We start from the raw sequence: 21,176 nt of genomic DNA, 5'->3' as shown, positions 1-21,176 counted from the left end.
CCCGGGGCTTTCACATCTCGCTTAACAAACCGCCTGCGTACGCTTTACGCCCAGTAATTCCGATTAACGCTCGCACCCTCCGTATTACCGCGGCTGCTGGCACGGAGTTAGCCGGTGCTTCTTCTGTCAGTAACGTCACAGCTAGCCGGTATTAACGACTAACCTTTCCTCCTGACTGAAAGTGCTTTACAACCCTAAGGCCTTCTTCACACACGCGGCATGGCTGCATCAGGCTTGCGCCCATTGTGCAATATTCCCCACTGCTGCCTCCCGTAGGAGTCTGGGCCGTGTCTCAGTCCCAGTGTGGCTGATCATCCTCTCAAACCAGCTAGGGATCGTCGCCTTGGTGAGCCATTACCTCACCAACTAGCTAATCCCACTTGGGCCAATCTAAAGGCGAGAGCCGAAGCCCCCTTTGGTCCGTAGACATTATGCGGTATTAGCAGTCGTTTCCAACTGTTGTCCCCCACCTCAAGGCATGTTCCCAAGCATTACTCACCCGTCCGCCGCTCGTCATCTTCTAGCAAGCTAGAAATGTTACCGCTCGACTTGCATGTGTTAGGCCTGCCGCCAGCGTTCAATCTGAGCCATGATCAAACTCTTCAATTAAAAAGTTTTATGTCTTTCGACAGCTCAATGAATTCTGAATTTATTTAATATCTTTCGATATTGAATTGACTGTGCTGCAATTCCTACCTAAGTAGTTATTGCTGTTGGTCACTCAGTTTCAATTGAGACTCTAAATTTGTTTGCCTCACTTAGTAAACTAAGCTTGGCTGTTAGAACTCAATCTGTACGAGTGCCCACACAGATGATTGCTTTATATTGTTAAAGAACGTTGCGATTAAAGCGTTAAACTTTATCTCGCTAGGGCTGCGCATATTACGCTTTCCTATTTTTTTGTCAACACTTAATTTTGTTAAACTTAAAAGTTTTCAGAACTAAGTTTTACTCGACTCACTGAGTAGCTCGTGCCTCGCTAAGCGTTGCGCTCTGCCGTCTCAGTGGGGTCGCATTATAGGGAGAACAGATTTTAACGCAAGCGTTTTTTGAAGTTATTTGTAATTAATTAGCATTTGGTGTGATTTTCAAACGAACAGCGTAAAAATACAGCTAAACTATCCACAAAATAACTTCTACAACTTAGTTAACTGTATGTTTGTCCAAGATTCATACCATTGAAGCTTAAATTATTACTTTAAAACGCACATTCACGCTTGAATATGCACGAAATCGAATATACAATTTATTGCATATTTAATATGAGGCGTTATTTATGAGTAATCAAACTTCAACTAAGCGTTCTGTTTTATTCCTTTGTACTGGTAACTCTGCTCGCTCACAAATGGCTGAAGCATTACTTCGTTACAAAGCCGGCGATCTATTTGATATCTCCAGTGCAGGCACGTCACCAGAATTAATTGACCCCCGTACCTTAGATGCTCTTAAAAAGTTTGGTTTAACTATAGATGACCTTAAATCTAAAAGTGTCGATGAGTTCTCAGGTCAAGAATTTGACTTTGTTATTACCCTTTGTGAAAAGGCGAGTCAAGAGTGTCGCGAATTTCCAGGCGCGAAAGCACAATTAGCTTGGGATTTTCCAGATCCTAAAGAACGATGCTGTAATAACCCTTTTGCTACTACATTAAGTGAATTAAATAATCGCTTGTCGATGTTTTTACTTTTAGAAGGCAAAAATCAGCCAAATGATAAGGCAGCATCAAGCCAACGTATCGATGAACAAATCTCTGAGCCTGATAGCATCACTATTGATCCAATTTCATTTTATAAGTGCTTAACTGACGATATACGTTTAAAAACGCTAATGCTAACTAATTATCATGGTGAGCTATGTGTTTGCGAAATTATGGAAGCTTTACAAGAAAACAGTCAACCCAAAGTGTCGCGTAATTTAGCTGTTCTAAAACGAGCTAATATTCTTACTGATAGAAAACATGGCCAGTGGGTGTTTTATCGAATTAATCCGAACCTACCTATGTGGGCGAAAAAAGTGATCACTGAAACAACCGAAAACAATCTTGCACTGATCACTAACAGCTTAGACCACCTCACGAACATGCGGAACCGTCCAAGTAAAACTAACTTTTGTCGCTAATATAGAATTTTACAATGCAACTTCACCCGTTTGACACATTAACTCTAGAGAAACGCACTAAATAACTTAGCAACTATTGCGGTTCATTGTAAAGGCGGCACAGGTCGAACTGGTTTAGTAATTGCGCTTATTTTACTTACTCATGGGTGGCCTAGTGACAAAATCATTCAACAGGTACAATAAATAAGACCAAAAGCACTTAGAAATACGCTTCAACTTAATTATTTTAACTCGCAGTTATAATCAGTATTAAGGAATAAACAATGACTATTAAAGTAGGTATAAATGGTTTCGGCCGAATGGGTCGATTATCAATGCGCGCAGCATTTGATTGGGATGATATAGAAATTGTTCAAATCAACGACCCTGCCGGTAACGCCGCAACATTTGCCCATTTAATGACGTTTGACTCAGTTCACGGCAAGTGGCATCACGAAGCAAGCCATAACGACAATGCCATTATTATAAACGGTAAAGAAATTGGTTTTACTCAAAATACTAAAACACAAGAGACTGATTGGTCACAGTGTGATGTGGTTATTGAAGCATCTGGTAAAATTAAAACTAAAGCACTACTGCAAGCTTACCTAGGACAAGGTGTAAAACGCGTTGTTGTAACAGCTCCAATAAAAGAAGACGGTATTTTAAATGTTGTAATGGGTGTCAACGATCACCTTTATAACAAAGATACTCACTCTATTGTTACTGCTGCTTCATGCACAACCAATTGCTTAGCCCCTGTGGTTAAAGTAATTCATGAAAAGATTGGTATCAAACATGGTTCAATCACCACGATTCACGACATAACCAATACCCAAACAATTATTGATGCCCCTCATAAAGACTTACGCCGTGCGCGTTCATGTGGCACAAGTTTAATTCCTACCACCACAGGGTCAGCAACAGCTATCACGCATATTTTCCCTGAATTAAAAGGTAAATTGAACGGTCATGCCATTCGTGTCCCACTAACCAACGCTTCTATCACTGACTGTGTATTTGAGCTTGAACGTGGCACAACGATTGATGAAGTAAATACCTTACTTAAAGATGCAACCGCAGGTGAGCTTAAAGACATTATGGGCTATGAAGAACGCCCGCTTGTATCTATTGATTATAAAACTGACCCTCGTTCAAGTGTCATTGATGCCCTTTCAACTATGGTGATCAACGACACTCAAGTGAAACTCTACGTGTGGTATGACAATGAGTGGGGCTATGCAAACCGTACAGCTGAACTTATGCGCAAAGTTGGCCTAGCCGATAAGGAATAGTTAACCGTGGATCGATTAGAAGCACTGCCACCACAAATAAAACAATACTTAATAATTACCGGTAATTATTGGGCGTTTACCCTTACTGACGGTGCACTGCGTATGCTTGTAGTGCTGTACTTCCACCAGCTTGGTTACAGCCCGCTCAGCATAGCGATGTTGTTTTTGTTTTATGAAATTTTTGGTGTGATCACTAATTTAGTGGGCGGATGGCTGGGTGCTCGATTCGGTCTTAATAAAACCATGAACATTGGCTTGGGCTTACAGATAGTCTCTTTAGCCATGCTCATGGCACCTGCTGATGCCCTCACCGTTATTTATGTCATGGCTGCGCAGGCACTGTCTGGGAGCGCAAAAGATCTCAATAAAATGAGCGCTAAAAGCGCCATTAAATTACTCGTGCCAAAAGACGCCCAAGGCCAACTCTATAAATGGGTGGCGATATTAACCGGCTCTAAAAATGCCTTAAAAGGGGTGGGCTTCTTTTTAGGTGGTGTATTGCTGACTTTACTTGAATTTCATGGCGCAATACTCACCATGATTGGCATGCTTACAACAGTATGGCTATTTAGCTTATTCGCGTTAAAAGAAGACTTAGGCAAAGCTAAAAATAAAGCTAAATTTAGTGAACTGTTCTCAAAAAGCAAAGCCATTAATGTACTTTCCGCGGCGCGGCTATTTTTATTCGGCGCCAGAGATGTCTGGTTTGTAGTGGCACTACCAGTATTCTTAGCTGCAACATTTGGCTGGGATCACTGGTGGGTTGGCGGTTTTATGGCAAGCTGGGTGATCGGCTATGGCATAGTGCAATCTTTTGCCCCCTCCTTTACTGGGAAAAAGTCAGGGCAAGTCCCGGGGGGCCACAGCGCATTTTTGTGGGCTAGTTATTTAACGCTATTACCTGCGCTTATTGCCTTAGCCCTACATTTTGATTTTTATATTCAGGCTTCGATTATTGTTGGTTTGCTTATATTTGGCGCTGTCTTTGCTATTAACTCATCATTACACAGTTACTTGATCGTCAGTTTAGCAGGCAACGATGGCGTGTCGCTTGATGTGGGCTTTTACTATATGGCAAATGCCATGGGCAGGTTAATTGGTACTGTTTTATCGGGCTGGGTGTATCAACAATACGGGCTAGAAGCGTGTTTATGGATCTCAAGCGCGTTTATTGCACTCGCGGCATTATTTTCGTTGGCGTTGCCGCAACAAGTTGAAGTTACAACAAAGTAACTAAGTTTATCCCTGCATAGCAGCTTAGCCATGCAGGCCTCCGCACTTTCAAAATAAAACAACTAATACCTCACTAACCTCCCTAAATATGGAACGTTTAATGCATTACTTTTTTAAATCAAAAAAACTTATCAACTTTTTGCCGCACGGGATGCACAATGAACCTAACAAATATACCTTCATCACTGCTTACAGATCCAAACTATTTAAAACAAACACAAGCTGGTACACAGCAAACAAATAACAAAGAGCAACTAACCTCTACCACTGAGGTAGAAAATCCTGAAGAAGACACTGCTGAAAATAAAACTGACAACGATGAGAGTCTAGAAAGTACACAGCAACAGATGATTAAAAACATTAAAGAACTACAAGAAAAAATACGCGCACTTGACGCTGGCAGCAGCCTTTCAACAGCAGAGCAACAAACACAAAAAGCTGAATTACAAAAAGAGTTAGAGCAAGAACTTGTTTCAATCCAACTTAGCGTAAAAAAGAACGTATCAACTTTAATAGGAAGTTTATTTTCGTCAGCAGGCAACACCAGCTCAGGTTTATTGTTTAACCATAGTGCTTAAAACTGTTACTGTGCTTATATGATGTAACTCAAATTGATTCTTACCAGTTCTGAACTAAACTATACCGTGGGTAGTATAAAGTAGGATTTAATCCTTACGAAGTTTCTTTCATTGGAGGTAAATTATGGCAATGGTAAAGAAAAGTATCACAGTAACTGATCAGCAAGAGCAATGGATGCAAGCACAGCTAGCTACTGGCAATTATGCTAGTGACAGCGAGTTATTGCGAGATTTGATTAGAAAAGAGCAAATGCGCACTAGCGAAGTTGAAGTTATAAGACAAGAACTTATCAAAGCAGAGCAAAGCGGTTTTAGCCGTCGCTCTCCTGATGATATTGTTAATGCGGTGATTGCTAGAAAATAAACTAATGGCGAAGTATAGATGGGAACATGCTATTTATTACGTTGTTTCAAATGATACTGTTGATATCATGCGAATACTAAGAGCAAAAAACCTTAAAACTGCTTTGAGTAATGAAATATGTCTAGCTCGTTATCCAATAGGCTCTTAGAAATTGATAATCGGCTTCAGCGACTCGCTGAAGAAAAAGAGTCTTTATTAAATGAGCGTAATAGTATACTTACTCAACAAGAAGTTGAATTAGCTAAACACTTTAACCAACACGTCTCGCCTGAAGCCAAAGTCGATTTATTCATTTCTTATTTTAAAGGTCGAAATAACGTTTACCCGTTTCGCTGGGAATCGCAAAATGGGCGAAGTGGTTATTCGCCAGCGTGTTGGAACGAATGGAAACCTAAGATCTGTAATAAACCACGGATTAGCTGTACGGATTGCTCAAATCAACAATTCAAGCGTTATGATGGCCAAGCGGTATTTGAGCACCTTAAAGGCAATCAAACGATTGGGATTTACCCACTTCTAGAAAATAATACAACTCACATTCTTGCTGCTGATTTCGACAAAGATGATTGGATTCATTCCGTTAAAGCTTTTTCTGAAGCTTGTGACTTTTATAAAGTACCTCACATTACCGAACGTTCTAGAAGCGGCAATGGTGGACATGTATGGATCTTCTTTTCACAAGCTATTGAAGCAGCCAAAGCTAGGAAGTTGGGGAGTACGCTATTAACGAAAGCGATGGAAATGTACCCAGCGCTCTCATTCACCTGCTTTGATCGCTTGTTTCCGAATCAAGACGTTATGCCAGAAGGTGGTTTAGGCAATTTGATAGCATTACCTCTTCAATTAGAGCCCAGAAAGCAAGGCAATAGCGTATTCATAGATTCGTCAGGGATAGCTTATAAAGATCAGTGGGCTAAGCTCGCTTCTATTCAAAAAATTGATAGTACAACATTTGATGGCTTGCTGAGCAAAATAACATTAATCGATGAAAAAGTTATTAATGGCTTGGCAGATACACCATGGAAGAAACTATCTACTATTGATAGTGATGTGATTGCCAATTGCCCTGAAGACATAACCTTAGTTATTGCCGATCAGATTTATATCCCAATTGATAAGCTTCCGGGCAAATTAACATCAAGACTGAAACAGTTAGCAGTGTTTTCCAACCCAGAGTTTTACAAACGGCAAAGCCTTCGGTTATCTACAATTGGCACCCCTAGATATATCTGTGCTGCTCATATTGAAGGTAACTTCTTAATTCTGCCTAGAGGTTGTTTATCATCTGTAGAAACTCAATTAATCAAACAAAAAGTTGAAATAAACGTCGATGATAAGCGCTTTACAGGTGACAAGCTGGCAAAGGTTAAGTTTACAGGAAAGCTGAAAAGTCAGCAGAATAAGGCGGTTAATGCGCTATTAGATACATCGAATGGGATACTTGAAGCTTCCACTGGCTTTGGTAAAACAGTCACGGCTTTAGCACTGATTGCAAAACGCAAGGTCAATACACTGATATTAGTTCACAGTCGACAACTTGCAGAGCAGTGGTTAGAGCGTATTAATATTTTTCTCAAAGATACAGAAGTTGGTTCATTACTTAGTGGTAAAGAAAAACTTTCGTATCAGGTTGATGTGGCCACATATCAAAGTTTAGTCAGTCGCAATGGCATGGACATAAAACCATATATTGAAAAATATGGACAAATTATTGTTGATGAATGCCACCATTTACCAGCATCAAACTATGAAAGCTTGATTAAATCCAGCCATGCCAAATTCATTCATGGGTTTACCGCAACACCAAAACGCCAAGATGGCTTAGAAAAGTTGATGATGTTTCAACTCGGAGATATTGTTTATAAAGGCGTTATATCAGGTTCAATGCTTAATCAGCAAATTATAGCACATGAAACCGACACAACGTTTCCTAAGGAGTGGCTAGAGCCCGATACTAAGCCTCATATCTCACAAGTTTATAAGCATCTAGTAAACAGTGATGATAGAAACCAAAAGATTGTCGACGATATTCTCAGCTGTATTGATGATAAACGTGCTGTAATAGTGTTAACCGAAAGAAAAGAGCACATCGCACTTTTGTCAGCCTTACTAACGCAGAAAGGCCTAATGGTTGTAGAGCTGCATGGTGGAATATCAGCTAAGCAGCGGCATGAGCGTATCGCTATGCTCGAAGAAAACAAAGATCTGAGTAACGATAAACAGGTAATTCTAGCAACGGGTAAATATGTTGGAGAAGGATTTGATTTACCTTACTTGGATACGTTGTTCATCACCCTACCTATAGCGTGGAAGGGCATATTAGCTCAATATGCTGGCCGAATTGGACGAGAGTGGAGTAACAAAAACTCTGTTCTGATTTATGATTACATTGATACTTTCCCAACACTTAATCGAATGTTTTCAAAACGAGAAAAGGGATACAAAGCGCTGGGTTATGAAATCACTTATCGCTAACGGAGCAGTTACTTAAAGCAATAATAATAGAACTGAATGGCGAATAAAGTATTTAAAGAAAATAATAGGTGTCGTAAAGTTCACCGCGTGAGCCTGTAACGGATTCTGTGTAACTGCCCATTTTTACATTTTATGTTTGGGAGCATTACTTTCTAACTGCGATAACAGGTTGTCATTTAACTTAAGCCAGTTTGTCTCGTAATTCCACGTTTTCTTAAATGCTTCGTCGCTTTTTGAGCTTTCAAGCACTTGTCTAAAATCAAAAACCTCAGAGAAATTACTTTCATCGACTTCATATTGGCCATAACCACGATATTCAGCACCAATGAACTCTAAATAACTGGACTTAAACTCATTAACCGCTGCGACCAATTCTTTATTATTGTTTAGCTTCTCGTCAAGAAACGCTTTTTCATCGTCACTAATAGAGCCAATTGCTTCTAGCTCACCAGAGCGATTAATAGCAATCCCCCAACTTTGATGCTCCAAGGAAGGTTGCTCTTTTATAATATTAGACATCATTGAATCATAAGGAGACAGCATTTTTTCAACTGCTTTTGGTACACTTCCGCCTGGCATATATAGCTCACCAGTCGCAACAGCAAGCTCATACATTGCTTCATCAACACTTTTAGATAAATCTATTTCTCTAGATTCCATCACTAAAGGTTTTGAGTAGGTTGGACTCGTCGTATCAGAAGTTTCCTTATGATAAACATCATCAGCTAGCTTTTTGAGCTCATTATTAAGCTTATCTTCTCCATGTACTCGCTTTATCTCATGCTTTTTAGAGCTGCTCGATAAAGCATATTGCATACTATTAGTATCATGTGAATTAACTTTCACACTAGTTCCTTGTGCGTTATTTGTACTATCATATCGGCAGTGTAGCTATGTTCTTTAATTCTTCATAGTAAATACTGCAGAGAGCTTTATTAGTGTAGCTGAGTGATTATTTAACGACTTTGCTTTAATGCCATTTATAGAGTGTGCCGTTGAAGCATAACGTTGTTCTTCTTTTGCTATTATTTTTTTGCTTAGCTCATGGGTAAATTTTTGCTTCATATGAATTAAGATACGTTTTGCTTGAGTGATTAAAGTTTCAGTATCTATATTGTGTCGATCACTCGCAAGTATTTTTAATTTATCTAATTCGGGTTTGATTAATTCAAAGAAGTTTAAAGCATGATGAAGGTGTTTGATTTTAAGTGAAATACGTATATCGGAGCCGATAAATTTACGAGGGAAAACATAACGGAAATAGTAACGTTCTTTTCGTAGTATGAGGTGTTCGGGGAGTTTGATATGTCTCATTAAGTTACCTATGTGTAAGTAACGTATTGAGTTTATTTGGCACACTATTTGGCACACTTTTGAAATTTTGTGCCATGAGATTAGTGGTTCAAGCGTAAGCACCTAATAAATCAGATGCTTACGCTTGAGTTTGAGTCAGCCTATAAGCCGGGTTCTGTCCTTTCCGAAGAAAGTGATAATCATTCGTCTAGGCCATAAATCGCTCTATGGCTCAAGCAACCTACCCGGTTCCAACGTGGGCCACGCCATAAGGAACCCTATTTGGTCTTGCTCCGAGTGGAGTTTACCTTGCAACCGACTATTACTAGCGGCCCGGTGCGCTCTTACCGCACCCTTTCACCCTTACCAATCCGAAGATTGGCGGTCTTCTCTCTGCTGCACTTGTCGTGGGCTCACGCCCCCCAGCCGTTAACTGGCACTCTGCCCTGTGGAGCCCGGACTTTCCTCCCCCTGCGCATTTTCGTTGCAGGCAGCGATCATCTTGGCTGACTCGGCGCGCAGTATACATGAGAGCACCGCACTACGCAGTAAACATTTACTGTTTTTCTTCAATAATTGTTTTATACAACGCGTTTTTCTTCGTACCGAAGTAATCGGCTACTACCCCACACGCTTTTTTCATTGGCATTTCATTCTCAAGTAACGCCAACATTTTACGTGCTTCTGGGGGAATATTATCAACCTGCTTTGGATTACCAGGCAACATTAGCACTATTTCGCCGCGCTGTTTGGTTGGATCGGCGGTTAAAAACTGTTTAAGCTCACTGACGGTGCCATTAAAAAATGTTTCAAAGGTTTTGGTCAACTCTTTGGCAAACACCACGTGTTGCTCACTACCAAGCGCTATCTCCAAGTCATCTAAACTTGCCATGATGCGATGGGTACTTTCGTACATAATGCTGGTTATATTGGAACTCACCGCATCTATAAAAAAGTCTTGGCGCGCTTTACTTTTAGCAGGCGTAAAACCAATAAATTGAAAACGGTCAGTAGGCAACCCAGAGCAACATACCGCCGTAATAGCAGCACATGCTCCTGGTATGGGTGTTACACTTGCGCCCTGCTCACGACATAAGTTAACCACCGCATAGCCAGGATCGCTGATCAGGGGTGTGCCTGCATCAGAAACTAATGCAATATTTAACCCTTGATTAAGTTGATCGATAATTTGCTGCGCTTTTTGCTTTTCATTATGGTCGTGCAAAGCAAAAGTTTTAGCTTTAATACCAAAGTGACTTAGCAACTTACCGGTATGGCGCGTGTCTTCAGCAGCGATTAAGTCAACTTGAGATAGTGTCGCTATTGCGCGCTGACTTAAGTCGTCAAAATTGCCAATTGGGGTAGCAACAATGTAAAGAGTGCCGATTTTATCTGAATTCTCCTCATTTAACATTGAGGTCTCCTGCGTCAGTCAGTAATATAAGCAAATCGCGTTAACGTATTGGGAAATCATTGTGCGACTTAAACTTGTTAGTCTATTAATCATATTGTCAGGGTTATCGGCCTGTAGTACAACCGAAAAACCGACTAAAACCAGTGAAAACCTTAGTTCAGCGAATAGTTCTGCACAAATTCAAGCAACTGATGCACGCTCAATGTACCAACTTGCCTTAAATCGCCAAGGTGCAGATAAAATTCAGCTACTTTATAGCGCACGCGATGCTGCAATTACAGAGCAGCGCTGGCCATTATTAGAGCAAATATGCACTGACCTTGAACAAACTCCCAGCGTTGATCAAATTCAAAACAAACTTTACATCGCATTTGCGCAAAAACAACAAGGCAAAAACAGCTTAGCGCTCGAAATGTTAGCTACTTTAAATCATCAGCTTACTCAAGCTGAGCATTTTGCTTGGCATCAATATTTAACCGCCAGTGTATATGCATCACAAAATTTGCCTAAAGAGGCCATGACCTATTTTCTTCGTGCCTCTGAAACCGCCAGTAAAAACAACTTAACAATTCCACAGCTCAACAAAGACCTGTGGCAAAATTTACAACAATTATCATCGTATGCTTTGGAGCGCTTTAATCGCGGCTCTGTGGTACAACAAGGCTGGGTAAACTTAGCACTTTATCACCAAGTATACTTAGGTGCTCCAGTTGAGCTTGATCAAGCAATTAATAATTGGCAACGCCGTTACCCTGGCCATCCAGCGATCGCCGTGTTGCCAAAAAAATCCGCTGAGTTAATTGCTGCTGAACCACTGAATATTGAGCGCTTAGTTGTTTTATTACCCCAATCAGGTGCTAATGAACGCTTAGGTGATTCCTTGAAAGCTGGCGTATTAGCGGCACTAGATAGCACATCTATTGCTGAAACCATTTTTATTGATGAAATGCTTAGTTCTGCTGAGCTTTCTGAAAAACTGCTCAAAATTAATCCTGACTTTATAATTGGGCCGTTACTCAAAGCGAGTATAGATAAGCTAGTTACTAGCAAAGCATTACAAGATTACCCAGTTTTGCACTTAAATACCTTTGATGGTGAACGCCAGTCTCCTCAGCATTACTTCTTTGCGCTTAATCCGGAGCACGAAGTACAGCAAGCACTTGAGCACTTTTTAACGGCTGGTTATCAAAAACCTATGCTGCTGGCACCAAATAGCAGTTCAGGTCAGCGTTTAGTGGATTTTTTCAACCGACAATGGCAACGCTATAGTGAAACCACACCAGAAGTGGGGCTTTATAATGATAAAAAAGATATGCCCACAACCATTGTTAACTTGTTAGAAGTTGATAAATCAAAAGAACGTATAGCGACCGTTAAGTCATTATTTAAACAAGAAGTGGAGAGTGAAACCCGCTCTCGTCGTGATATTGATGTTATTTATATTCTTGGTGATGCGATTGAAACTCGCTTGATTAAACCTTATTTAGATGTAAATGTAAGTACCTTTGCTGATCGTATTCCACTGTATGCCAGTTCGAAAAGTCACAGTAAACAAATTGATAGTACCGATAAAGGCGATCTCGATGGTTTGTATTTTACCGAGTTACCATGGATGCTTAGTGGGCAAATAAAAGATCATGCTTTACGCCAGCAATATAATTCGCTGTGGCCAGAGCAAGCTGATATAAGCCAGCGTTTATTTGCGATGGCCTATGATTCAGTTGCTATGCTAAGTAATATCACACAATTGAGCATACTCCCGGGTAAGCGATTTAATGGCTTAACCGGTCAATTGAGTATTACCAGTGATGGGCAAATTAATCGCCAACTTAATTGGGCGCAATACAAAAATAGACAAATCCAAGCGGTGCAGCTAGCAACATCAGCGCCGTTACCATTATTTATGCAATCAGCTACCCACCGTTCATACAGTGAGTAGCTAAAAGCAATATAAAACAAGGATGTTGTGATGTCGTGGTTTAAACAACTGTGGCAAAATAGCCGAGAGAAAGGCCAGTATTACGAGCTACAAGCGCAAAAATACTTAGTGACGCAAGGGTTAATACCAATAGAGCGTAACTATAACTGCCCCTACGGGGAGCTAGATGTAATAATGCGCGATGGCAACACGCTAGTGTTTGTGGAAGTGAAATTTCGCAGTAGCTATGTTAAAGGTGGAGCAATCCACGCTTTAGGTAAACAAAAGCAAGAACGTTTAAAACGCTCTATTTACCATTATTTAGCAACGAAAAAGCTTAGTGATCAAGCAATAAGAATCGACTTTGTCGCAATAACTGGCGACACATCGCAACAACTTAATTGGATAAAAAACGTATTTTAATATGCAAGATACTATAAAAGAGATTTTTACAGAAAGCATTCAGGTGCAAATAGCCGCCGGTGAAGTACTCCCAAGCGCCTTAGAAGCCGCTGCATTTACTATAGCGCAAAGCCTAATCAATGGTAATAAGTTGATTTGTTGCGGTACTGCCAGCTGCCACATGCTGGCTCAACATATGGCAGGCGTATTGATCAACTACTACGAAACTGAACGTCCTTGTTTACCGGCAATTGCGCTATCACAAGAACATATCAATCTTGGTTCAAGTAACCAAAGTGACGACCAAGAAACCTTTGCCCGTCAAGTACGAGCGTTTGCTCAACGAGGTGACTTACTCTTGGTTTTAGCAATCAATGGCAACGAAAAAAACATCATATCTGCTGTCGAAGCCGCACTTACCAAAGACATGAAAGTTATTGTTATGATTGGTGATGACGGCGGTGAACTAGTAGGTTTACTCGGTGCCAATGATGTCGAAATTCGTGTCCCGTCAAAACGTCCGAGCCGCATCATTGAATCTCACCTGGTTAATCTTCATTGTTTGAGTGAACTCGTCGACTTGACCCTATTCCCACAGGAAGAAAATTAATGTTGAAACAATCTCTAATTGTTATTAGTACGGTACTATTATTACAAGGTTGCGCCGCGGCTGTGGTTGCAGGTACCGCCGGTGCCGTTACTGCAGCGAATGATCGTCGTACTATTGGTTCACAAATAGATGATAACAATATCGAAATCAAAGCTGGGGTCGCAATAAACGATGTGTCTCGCCTTGCTGATCATGCCAATATCAGCGTAATTAGCGTTAACGGCATTGTATTGTTAATAGGCCAGGTTGCAACTCAAGAAATGAAAGACCAGGCTCAGCATACGATTGAGGGCTTACCTGCAATACGCAAAATACATAACCAAATTCGTATTGGCTCCAACATTAGCATGAGCACCCAGACCCATGATTCTTGGTTAACCTCTAAAGTAAAAACGCAGTTACTCACCACTGACAATATCAGCAGTAACAATATCAAGGTAGTGACTGAAAACGGTGAGGTGTTTTTAATGGGCTTAGTATCAGATGCTGAAGCAAACACTGCTGTAGATGTTGCTCGTAATGTATCGGGTGTAGAACGCGTTATTAAAGTGTTTGAATATTTGTAAAGGTATCAGGTTCTAGGAATTAAAACACCCATGACAACCCCGTAGCCCTTAGTTTACGTAACGCCTTTGACCTTTGACCTTCAGTCTGCTTTTATACAGCCATAAAAAAACCGCTTGATCAGCGGTTTTTATCAAACAATTACATATTATTTAATAACACGTAAGTGTGAGCCTTTTTTCTTTTCAGGCTTAGAAGGAGCTGGCTCGTCAGGTAATAATTCGTCTGCGATATCAACACTTTCTAACTCAGCTGCAAACTCGTCTTCATCTTCTAAAAACTCATCTGCAGTAAACACAGTGCCTTCACCGTTTTCGCGGGCATAGATAGCAAGTACCGCACCAATTGGCACGTATACTTGCATTGGCTGGCCACCAAAGCGGGCATTAAAGCTCAACTGCTGATTATCCATTGAGAATTGTGTGACAGCTGATGGGCTAATATTCAACACAATTTGTCCATCTTGAACAAACTGTGTTGGTATTTGCACGGCTGGGAAATCAGCATTAACCACTAAATGCGGTGTACACTGATTATCAACAATCCAGTCAAAGAAAGCACGAAGTAAATAAGGACGATTAGGCGTCATTACAAACGGATCTCGCGCTCAGTTTCAGTAAGAGAAGCTTGGAATGATTCACGCTCAAATAAACGGATCATATACTCTTTCATCTCTTTAGAACCGGCTCCAGTTAGCTCAATACCAAGTTCTGGTAAACGCCATAATAATGGTGCTAAGTAACAATCAACTAAACTAAACTCTTCGCTCATAAAATATGGCGCTTCTGTGAAGATGGCTGAAACAGCCAGTAAAGCTTCTGTTAGCTCTTTACGCGCTTGTGCAGACTCTGCACCATTTGCATAAATTTTAGCAGCAAGGCTGTACCAATCCGTATCGATACGATGCATCATTAAACGGCTACGGCCACGCATTACCGGATAAACAGGCATTAGTGGAGGATGAGGAAAACGTTCATCAAGGTATTCCATGATGATGTTTGCCTGATATAAACCAAGCTCACGGTCGATCAGTGTTGGCACTGTACCGTAAGGGTTAATTTCATGAAGTGCTTCTGGCAGGTTGTCCTTTTCAGCCAGGTGAATATCTACACTTACGCCTTTTTCAGCAAGTACAATGCGTACTTGGTGGCTATACATACAGTTAGCACCAGAAAAAAGGGTCATTACAGGGCGCTTATTGGCAGCTACGGCCATGCCTACCTCCATTAAATAACAAAAACAGCAAAAGGGGCTTGAGCCCCTATTGCAAAATTACCTTTAAATATGCTCAAAATTAATGAACATCTCTCCAGTATTCTTTCTTCAGCATGAATGCCAAGATAAATAGGATAATTAAGAATCCGATAACCTTGATACCTAACGCTTCCGATTCAAGACGTGAAGGTTCACCCACGTACTCAAGGAAGTTAGTTAAGTCACGAGCCGCTTGATCGTACTCGTCCACACTCATTTCGCCAGTCCCATCTGTTTCAGTACGAATAACTTTAGTCACAGTGTGACCATGCTCTTCTACTTCCTCAGTAATAGGCGTTGGTAAACCTTGTAGTTCTTGTAGAACGTGAGGCATACCTACCGATGGGAAAACAATATTGTTAACGCCAAACGGACGAGATTCATCTTTATAAAATGACTTTAAGTACGTGTAAATATAATCCGGAGATTTAACACGCGCAATTAGAGTTAGATCCGGCGGAGCCGCACCAAACCATTTTGCTGCATCATCTTTAGTAATTGCGTTAGTGATATGACTACCGACTTTTGAACCATCAAAAATTAACTGCTCAAGGCCAACTTCTTTTGGAATACCGATATCACGGAAAGTACGCTCATAACGCTGATACTCCATTTGGTGACAACCAAGACAGTAGTTCATGAACAACTTTGCACCACGTTGCAACGAAGGCTGATCAGTTAGGTCATTACCAGCTTCCATTAATGGAACCGATGGACCTGCCGCCATTGCCGGCAATACGTTTATTGATAAAGCAAATAAACCGATAATTAGCTTTTTCATCATTTCGTTAACCTCTCTGGCAATGGCTTAGTTTTTTCATTCTTACTGTATACAAACAACAGTACGAAGAACATAAAGTAAGTCACAGTACAGATTTGTGAAATTATCGTCTTCATATCAGTTTGTGGAGTTGCACCCACCCAACCAAGAAGCACAAAAGTAACAACAAAACCTGCGATATTCCATTTATGGAAGCCACAACGGTAACGAACCGATTTCACTGTGCCACGGTCAAGCCAAGGTAATAACGCCAGCACTACAATCGATGCCCCCATCGCAGCAACACCAATTAACTTATCTGGGATTGCACGTAAGATTGCATAGAATGGCGTAAAGTACCAAACAGGGAAAATATGTTCAGGTGTTTTAAGTGGGTTTGCCGCTTCAAAGTTTGGTCCTTCAAGGAAGAAACCATTCATCGCAGGCATAAAGAACACCACCCAACAAAACAGGATTAAGAAACCAACCACACCCACAATATCTTTTACTGTGTAATAAGGATGGAACGGAATCGCATCAACAATATCTTTCTTGTCAGTGTAATACTCATGGAATTTAAATTTAGGCTTATCTTCTTCAGCAACAGAGCCTTTCTTACGCTTGATCTCAACACCGTCAGGGTTATTTGAACCCACTTCGTGCAGTGCCACAATGTGTAAGAATACTAAAATTACGATAACCAATGGTAAAGCAATAACATGTAATGCAAAGAAGCGGTTAAGCGTTGCACCTGATATTACATAATCACCACGGATCCAAAGTGTTAAGTCATCACCAATAACCGGAATAGCCCCGAATAGTGAAATGATTACCTGTGCACCCCAGAATGACATTTGCCCCCATGGTAATAAGTAACCCATGAACGCTTCAGCCATTAACGCTAAGAAGATAAACATACCGAATAACCACAGTAATTCACGTGGTTTTTGGTAAGAACCGTAGATCATGCCACGGAACATATGCATATATACAACGATGAAAAACGCTGACGCACCTGTTGAGTGCAAATAACGTAGTAACCAGCCGTATTCTACATCACGCATGATGTATTCTACTGAAGCGAATGCGCCCTCAGAAGACGGAACAAAGTTCATCGTTAACCAAATGCCGGTAAGAATTTGGTTTACTAGTACTAACATGGCTAATGAGCCAAAGAAATACCAGAAGTTAAAGTTTTTCGGTGCTGGATACTGTGCAATATGCATGTTCCAAACACGGGTCATTGGGATACGGTCGTCAATCCAACCAATAATTTTACCGAACATTAGGCTACCCCTTTTTCTTCGCCCACTAAAATAGTGGTTTCATCAAGAAATGTGTAAGGTGGTATTTCTAAGTTTAACGGGGCAGGTACCGATTTAAATACACGGCCAGCCATATCAAATTTAGAACCGTGACATGGACAGTAGAAACCATCATCTGTTCCCTCAACCTTTTCACCAAAATTACCTTGGAAAAAGCCAGGTGAACACCCTAAATGCGTACAAATACCAACAGCGAGAAATATCTCAGGGCGTAATGAACGGTAATCATTTGTTGATGATTCTAATTGTTGTGGCTCTTGCGACTGCGGATCACGAAGTTGACCTTCATGTTCTTTCATCTGCTCAAGCATTTTAGGGGTTCGTGATACAACCCATACAGGTTTACCACGCCACTCGACACGTATTAATTGTCCCGGCTCAAGTTTGCTGATATCTACTTCTACAGGCGCACCCGCAGATTTAGCTCGCTCACTTGGATTCCAAGACGCAATAAAAGGAACAGCAGCCCCAGCCGCACCAACACCACCTACAACAGAGGTAGCTATGGTTAAAAAGCGACGTCGGCCATTGTCTACAGGCGCATTGCTCATCCACTTATCTCCACTATGATTCTCAACACTTGCTATATTGAGAACATCAGTTACAGCAGGTTAATTTTTCGAAATTTTAAAATAGAAGCGATCATAATTAAAACCCTTGATTAAAACAAGGTTATTAACAGCCTCATGCTCGAATAATCCCGACTTTATCAACTAATTGACTAAGTTAGCTCGAGCATAGAGCCGTTTCTATGATATAACTTTTACAAAAACAATATACTGACCAAGATCAACCTCACTAAAAGGAAGCAGATAAACTGCACATGGTGCTGTTGAACTCACTCACATTACTTGCCTGACAATTGTAGCAAAAAAATTCACCAATTAACTGACCGATTTACACTTATTATGATAATTATTGAACTTTTTTTCAGGTTATAGGCAGGAAGGACTGTAGTAGGTTAATTATTAGGCGTATATTTATTGCGAGTTTGCTGGTTACTTATAAAAAGAGCGAGTTGGCTCATCTCTGATAAAAGGTGCGAGTTTTTCAGGATTCAAATACTGCAAAATTAAAAGGGTAGCTGTTTTAAAAGTGTATGTTATACCCTGAAGTGGTCGTCGCGTTCTTTTATCCGCGGGTTTCGTGATACTCAACCCACGCTACGGTGCATTGGTTGACGCTGTGCAACTCGCTAACTTTACCCTCGCTAGCTTTATATAGCTCGAAAAACAAAAAACCCAGCCAAAGCTGGGTTTTTGAAATTCTTGATAACGTAAATATTAACGTTTTGAGAACTGTGGACGCTTACGCGCTTTCTTAAGACCCACTTTCTTACGCTCAACTTTACGTGCATCACGAGTAACGAAACCTGCTTTACGAAGTTGTGGACGTAGTGACTCGTCAAACTCCATAAGTGCACGAGTGATACCGTGACGGATAGCACCAGCTTGACCAGTAGTACCACCACCAGCAACGGTGATGTAAAGATCAAACTTCTCAGTCATATCCACAAGCCCTAAAGCTTGACGAACAACCATACGTGCTGTTTCGCGACCAAAATACTCTTCTAAAGAGCGATTATTGATTACGATATTACCAGTGCCTGGGCGTAAGAATACGCGAGCACTTGAACTTTTACGACGACCTGTACCGTAGTATTGATTTGCCATGTTAGTGCTCCTTAAATGTCTAGAACCTGAGGCTGTTGTGCAGCATGGTTGTGCTCAGTACCTGCGTAAACTTTAAGTTTACGGTACATTGCGCGGCCTAAAGGACCACGTGGCAACATGCCCTTAACAGCCTTCTCGATGATCATTTCAGGCTTTGCAGCTTGAAGTTTATCAAAAGTAGTAGACTTAAGACCACCTGGGAAACCAGAGTGAGCATAGTACACTTTATCTTTGAACTTGTTACCAGTTACAGTAACTTTCTCCGCGTTGATAACGATGATGTAATCACCAGTATCTACGTGTGGAGTGTACTCAGCTTTGTGCTTACCGCGTAGGCGATGAGCGATTTCAGTAGCGATACGACCTAAAGTTTTACCTTCAGCGTCAACTACGTACCAGTCACGTTTTACTGTTTCTGGTTTAGCAACAAACGTTTTCATTTATAAAAATCCAATGTTTTTCAATTAAAACCACAGGTAATTATTATTAATTACCGCTCTAAATGTTTGCTCCAACCCCTTCGAGTTTAAGACTTTTGCGCCATTCAAAAGAGGCTAATCTAATGAAGGCAATAGAACGCAACGTGGCAGACGCGGGAGTATATCAGCACTTTTATCACATTGCTACTCGACGGTTGTTTTTTCCACAAGAAAATTGTTCTATCAGTTATCAAAACTTTGTCCCTATCAACTTCAGAGTCAAGAAAATCTTATCTTTATCTGACGGCTGACGTTACGCTAAATGCTCTCTTGCTAGATATTCTAACGACTGCATTTCTTGTAATCGACTGATACAGCGCTTGAACTCAAAGTTAAGGTTGCCTTGAGTATAGAGTTCCGTAATCGGTTTTTCAGCAGAAATAATAAGTGTGACGTGACGCTCGTAAAACTCATCCACCAAAGCTATAAAGCGGCGGGCAGCATCATCATTACTTTGCCCAAGCTGTTTTACGTTCGATAAAATAACAGTGTTATATAAACGGCTTATTTCCATGTAATCGACTTGGCTACGCGCGGTTTCACACAACTGAGAGAAATCAAACATCACAATACAATCAGCGACCTTGCGGGTTTTGATCATTCGCCCTTCAATTTCGATGGGGTGATCAAGTTTACCAGGCTCTGGCGATAACTTGTCAAAATACTCAAACAGATTTTTATCGGCTTGCTCATCTAATGGGCTGTGAAATATTTCGGCTTGTTCTAAAGTCCGTAAGCGATAATCAATACCTGAATCTACATTTACTATTTCAGTGTTGGCATTAACTAATGCAATCGCAGGTAAAAAGCGAGCTCGCTGTAAGCCGTTTCGATATAATTCATCAGGCACTATATTAGATGTTGCGACTAAAACAATGCCGCGTGTAAATAAGGCCTCCATTAAACCGCCAAGTAGCATGGCGTCTGTAATGTCTTGTACAAAAAACTCATCAAAGCAGATGATATCGGTTTCAGCTTTAAAAATATCAGCCACGGTCTCTAAAGGATTGGCTGTTTTATCTAATTTTTTTAGCTCATCATGAACACGGTGCATAAAGCGATGAAAATGTACGCGCATCTTTCGCTTGCCAGGCAAAGCTTCATAAAAGGTATCAACCAAATACGTTTTACCGCGTCCTACTCCCCCCCAAAAATACAGACCTTTTATAGGCGCCGTGCTATTTTTATTAAATAGTTTAGAAAACCAGCCTTGAGCTGCGGGCTTTTGTGCAGTTAAGTCATCAAATAACCTTTGTAGATGACGCACTGCATTTTCTTGCGCAGCATCGTAAACAAAGTCTTCACGCTGTAAATCTTGTTGGTACTTTTGCCATGGAGTCATAGGTAGTTACAATAAAACCCTGTTTAATTTACGCAATATATTAACACGCATCGCAACTCGGGGTATATTAGCAGCAACAGGATTTATTATTGAATACGCAAT

21 protein-coding genes, 1 rRNA gene, 1 other RNA gene and 1 pseudogene are annotated in these 21,176 nt (G+C 40.8%); 11 read left to right on the top strand and 13 right to left on the bottom strand.

Annotation, left to right across the window (positions count from 1 at the left end):
* A 16S ribosomal RNA gene (locus HHO47_RS14320) occupies window positions 1-609 on the bottom strand; the annotation flags it as partial.
* A 667-nt stretch (window positions 610-1,276) separates the two neighbouring features.
* Here HHO47_RS14320 and HHO47_RS14315 point away from each other — a divergent pair.
* From HHO47_RS14315 to HHO47_RS14285, 7 genes and pseudogenes are all read left to right on the top strand, one after another.
* Window positions 1,277-2,116 (top strand): metalloregulator ArsR/SmtB family transcription factor, encoded by an 840-nt coding sequence (locus HHO47_RS14315; protein WP_169020903.1) that lies wholly within the window; start codon window positions 1,277-1,279, stop codon window positions 2,114-2,116.
* A gap of 63 nt (window positions 2,117-2,179) precedes the next feature.
* Window positions 2,180-2,299 (top strand): annotated as a pseudogene (locus HHO47_RS19655) (tyrosine-protein phosphatase); the annotation flags it as partial.
* A gap of 80 nt (window positions 2,300-2,379) precedes the next feature.
* Window positions 2,380-3,390 (top strand): ArsJ-associated glyceraldehyde-3-phosphate dehydrogenase, encoded by a 1,011-nt coding sequence (locus HHO47_RS14305; RefSeq protein WP_169020902.1) that lies wholly within the window; start codon window positions 2,380-2,382, stop codon window positions 3,388-3,390.
* Window positions 3,391-3,396: 6 nt separating this feature from the next.
* Window positions 3,397-4,623: an organoarsenical effux MFS transporter ArsJ gene (gene arsJ, locus HHO47_RS14300; protein WP_169020901.1), complete on the top strand. Its 1,227-nt coding sequence runs from the start codon at window positions 3,397-3,399 to the stop codon at window positions 4,621-4,623.
* Between the two features lie 158 nt (window positions 4,624-4,781).
* Window positions 4,782-5,201, top strand: coding sequence for a hypothetical protein (locus HHO47_RS14295; RefSeq protein ID WP_169020900.1), 420 nt, complete (start codon window positions 4,782-4,784; stop codon window positions 5,199-5,201).
* A gap of 124 nt (window positions 5,202-5,325) precedes the next feature.
* Window positions 5,326-5,565: a ribbon-helix-helix domain-containing protein gene (locus HHO47_RS14290; protein ID WP_169020899.1), complete on the top strand. Its 240-nt coding sequence runs from the start codon at window positions 5,326-5,328 to the stop codon at window positions 5,563-5,565.
* 117 nt (window positions 5,566-5,682) lie between these two features.
* Window positions 5,683-8,040 (top strand): TOTE conflict system archaeo-eukaryotic primase domain-containing protein, encoded by a 2,358-nt coding sequence (locus HHO47_RS14285; RefSeq protein ID WP_169020898.1) that lies wholly within the window; start codon window positions 5,683-5,685, stop codon window positions 8,038-8,040.
* Window positions 8,041-8,163: 123 nt separating this feature from the next.
* Here HHO47_RS14285 and HHO47_RS14280 read toward each other — a convergent pair whose 3' ends face one another.
* The 4 genes from HHO47_RS14280 to rsmI form a co-directional block, all read right to left on the bottom strand.
* Window positions 8,164-8,886, bottom strand: coding sequence for a hypothetical protein (locus HHO47_RS14280; protein WP_169020897.1), 723 nt, complete (start codon window positions 8,884-8,886; stop codon window positions 8,164-8,166).
* 54 nt (window positions 8,887-8,940) lie between these two features.
* Complete coding sequence (locus HHO47_RS14275; protein WP_169020896.1) at window positions 8,941-9,354, bottom strand: hypothetical protein; 414 nt, start codon at window positions 9,352-9,354, stop codon at window positions 8,941-8,943.
* 127 nt (window positions 9,355-9,481) lie between these two features.
* An RNA gene (gene rnpB, locus HHO47_RS14270) (RNase P RNA component class A) lies at window positions 9,482-9,847 on the bottom strand.
* A 42-nt stretch (window positions 9,848-9,889) separates the two neighbouring features.
* Window positions 9,890-10,747, bottom strand: coding sequence for a 16S rRNA (cytidine(1402)-2'-O)-methyltransferase (rsmI, locus tag HHO47_RS14265; protein ID WP_169020895.1), 858 nt, complete (start codon window positions 10,745-10,747; stop codon window positions 9,890-9,892).
* Window positions 10,748-10,808: 61 nt separating this feature from the next.
* On the opposite strand from rsmI, the gene HHO47_RS14260 reads away from it, so the two are divergent.
* Genes HHO47_RS14260 through dolP form a run of 4 tightly spaced genes read left to right on the top strand, consistent with a single transcriptional unit; the run spans window position 10,809 to window position 14,243 of the window.
* On the top strand, window positions 10,809-12,686 hold the full coding sequence (locus HHO47_RS14260; protein WP_169020894.1) for a penicillin-binding protein activator: 1,878 nt from the start codon (window positions 10,809-10,811) through the stop codon (window positions 12,684-12,686).
* Between the two features lie 30 nt (window positions 12,687-12,716).
* Window positions 12,717-13,088 (top strand): YraN family protein, encoded by a 372-nt coding sequence (locus HHO47_RS14255; RefSeq protein ID WP_169020893.1) that lies wholly within the window; start codon window positions 12,717-12,719, stop codon window positions 13,086-13,088.
* A 1-nt stretch (window position 13,089) separates the two neighbouring features.
* Window positions 13,090-13,677, top strand: coding sequence for an SIS domain-containing protein (locus tag HHO47_RS14250; protein ID WP_169020892.1), 588 nt, complete (start codon window positions 13,090-13,092; stop codon window positions 13,675-13,677).
* The gene (gene dolP, locus HHO47_RS14245) at window positions 13,677-14,243 is read left to right on the top strand and encodes a division/outer membrane stress-associated lipid-binding lipoprotein (protein ID WP_169020891.1); all 567 of its coding nucleotides are present in this window, start codon (window positions 13,677-13,679) and stop codon (window positions 14,241-14,243) included. The genes HHO47_RS14250 and dolP overlap by 1 nt, the downstream gene beginning before the upstream one ends.
* Before the next feature lie 146 nt (window positions 14,244-14,389).
* Here the strand turns inward: dolP and HHO47_RS14240 are convergent, their stop codons facing one another.
* The 8 genes from HHO47_RS14240 to zapE form a co-directional block, all read right to left on the bottom strand.
* The gene (locus HHO47_RS14240; RefSeq protein ID WP_169020890.1) at window positions 14,390-14,830 is read right to left on the bottom strand and encodes a ClpXP protease specificity-enhancing factor; all 441 of its coding nucleotides are present in this window, start codon (window positions 14,828-14,830) and stop codon (window positions 14,390-14,392) included.
* Window positions 14,830-15,456, bottom strand: a complete 627-nt coding sequence (gene sspA, locus HHO47_RS14235) for a stringent starvation protein SspA (RefSeq protein ID WP_064667929.1) — start codon at window positions 15,454-15,456, stop codon at window positions 14,830-14,832. The genes HHO47_RS14240 and sspA overlap by 1 nt, the downstream gene beginning before the upstream one ends.
* 79 nt (window positions 15,457-15,535) lie before the next feature.
* Window positions 15,536-16,279, bottom strand: a complete 744-nt coding sequence (locus HHO47_RS14230; RefSeq protein ID WP_169020889.1) for a cytochrome c1 — start codon at window positions 16,277-16,279, stop codon at window positions 15,536-15,538.
* A complete protein-coding gene (locus tag HHO47_RS14225) occupies window positions 16,276-17,541 on the bottom strand; it encodes a cytochrome b (protein WP_149980603.1) in 1,266 nt (421 codons plus the stop codon). The genes HHO47_RS14230 and HHO47_RS14225 overlap by 4 nt, the downstream gene beginning before the upstream one ends.
* Window positions 17,541-18,131, bottom strand: coding sequence for a ubiquinol-cytochrome c reductase iron-sulfur subunit (petA, locus tag HHO47_RS14220; RefSeq protein ID WP_145236799.1), 591 nt, complete (start codon window positions 18,129-18,131; stop codon window positions 17,541-17,543). Before petA ends, HHO47_RS14225 begins: the two co-directional genes overlap by 1 nt.
* A 732-nt stretch (window positions 18,132-18,863) precedes the next feature.
* Entirely contained in the window at window positions 18,864-19,253 is a 390-nt protein-coding gene (gene rpsI, locus HHO47_RS14215) for a 30S ribosomal protein S9 (RefSeq protein WP_016710054.1), read from the bottom strand.
* 11 nt (window positions 19,254-19,264) lie between these two features.
* The gene (gene rplM / locus HHO47_RS14210) at window positions 19,265-19,693 is read right to left on the bottom strand and encodes a 50S ribosomal protein L13 (RefSeq protein WP_002957960.1); all 429 of its coding nucleotides are present in this window, start codon (window positions 19,691-19,693) and stop codon (window positions 19,265-19,267) included.
* Window positions 19,694-19,985: 292 nt separating this feature from the next.
* The gene (gene zapE, locus HHO47_RS14205; protein ID WP_169020888.1) at window positions 19,986-21,074 is read right to left on the bottom strand and encodes a cell division protein ZapE; all 1,089 of its coding nucleotides are present in this window, start codon (window positions 21,072-21,074) and stop codon (window positions 19,986-19,988) included.
* Between the last annotated feature and the right edge of the window lie 102 nt (window positions 21,075-21,176).

Origin of the sequence: Pseudoalteromonas arctica (assembly GCF_012927645.1) — a bacterium.
Lineage (GTDB): Bacteria > Pseudomonadota > Gammaproteobacteria > Enterobacterales > Alteromonadaceae > Pseudoalteromonas > Pseudoalteromonas arctica_A.
Note: the sequence above shows the minus strand (reverse complement) of the source record. Positions and strands in the feature narration are given on the sequence as shown.

Coding starts and splice junctions, on each gene's coding strand:
- petA (WP_145236799.1), bottom strand. CDS start 18,131: ATGAGCAATGCGCCTGTAGACAATGGCCGACGTCGCTTTTTAACCATA.
- HHO47_RS14250 (WP_169020892.1), top strand. CDS start 13,090: ATGCAAGATACTATAAAAGAGATTTTTACAGAAAGCATTCAGGTGCAA.
- HHO47_RS14255 (WP_169020893.1), top strand. CDS start 12,717: ATGTCGTGGTTTAAACAACTGTGGCAAAATAGCCGAGAGAAAGGCCAG.
- HHO47_RS14240 (WP_169020890.1), bottom strand. CDS start 14,830: ATGACGCCTAATCGTCCTTATTTACTTCGTGCTTTCTTTGACTGGATT.
- rplM (WP_002957960.1), bottom strand. CDS start 19,693: ATGAAAACGTTTGTTGCTAAACCAGAAACAGTAAAACGTGACTGGTAC.
- HHO47_RS14225 (WP_149980603.1), bottom strand. CDS start 17,541: ATGTTCGGTAAAATTATTGGTTGGATTGACGACCGTATCCCAATGACC.
- HHO47_RS14290 (WP_169020899.1), top strand. CDS start 5,326: ATGGCAATGGTAAAGAAAAGTATCACAGTAACTGATCAGCAAGAGCAA.
- HHO47_RS14315 (WP_169020903.1), top strand. CDS start 1,277: ATGAGTAATCAAACTTCAACTAAGCGTTCTGTTTTATTCCTTTGTACT.
- dolP (WP_169020891.1), top strand. CDS start 13,677: ATGTTGAAACAATCTCTAATTGTTATTAGTACGGTACTATTATTACAA.
- HHO47_RS14230 (WP_169020889.1), bottom strand. CDS start 16,279: ATGATGAAAAAGCTAATTATCGGTTTATTTGCTTTATCAATAAACGTA.
- HHO47_RS14295 (WP_169020900.1), top strand. CDS start 4,782: ATGAACCTAACAAATATACCTTCATCACTGCTTACAGATCCAAACTAT.
- HHO47_RS14275 (WP_169020896.1), bottom strand. CDS start 9,354: ATGAGACATATCAAACTCCCCGAACACCTCATACTACGAAAAGAACGT.
- zapE (WP_169020888.1), bottom strand. CDS start 21,074: ATGACTCCATGGCAAAAGTACCAACAAGATTTACAGCGTGAAGACTTT.
- HHO47_RS14305 (WP_169020902.1), top strand. CDS start 2,380: ATGACTATTAAAGTAGGTATAAATGGTTTCGGCCGAATGGGTCGATTA.
- rpsI (WP_016710054.1), bottom strand. CDS start 19,253: ATGGCAAATCAATACTACGGTACAGGTCGTCGTAAAAGTTCAAGTGCT.
- HHO47_RS14285 (WP_169020898.1), top strand. CDS start 5,683: ATGTCTAGCTCGTTATCCAATAGGCTCTTAGAAATTGATAATCGGCTT.
- sspA (WP_064667929.1), bottom strand. CDS start 15,456: ATGGCCGTAGCTGCCAATAAGCGCCCTGTAATGACCCTTTTTTCTGGT.
- rsmI (WP_169020895.1), bottom strand. CDS start 10,747: ATGTTAAATGAGGAGAATTCAGATAAAATCGGCACTCTTTACATTGTT.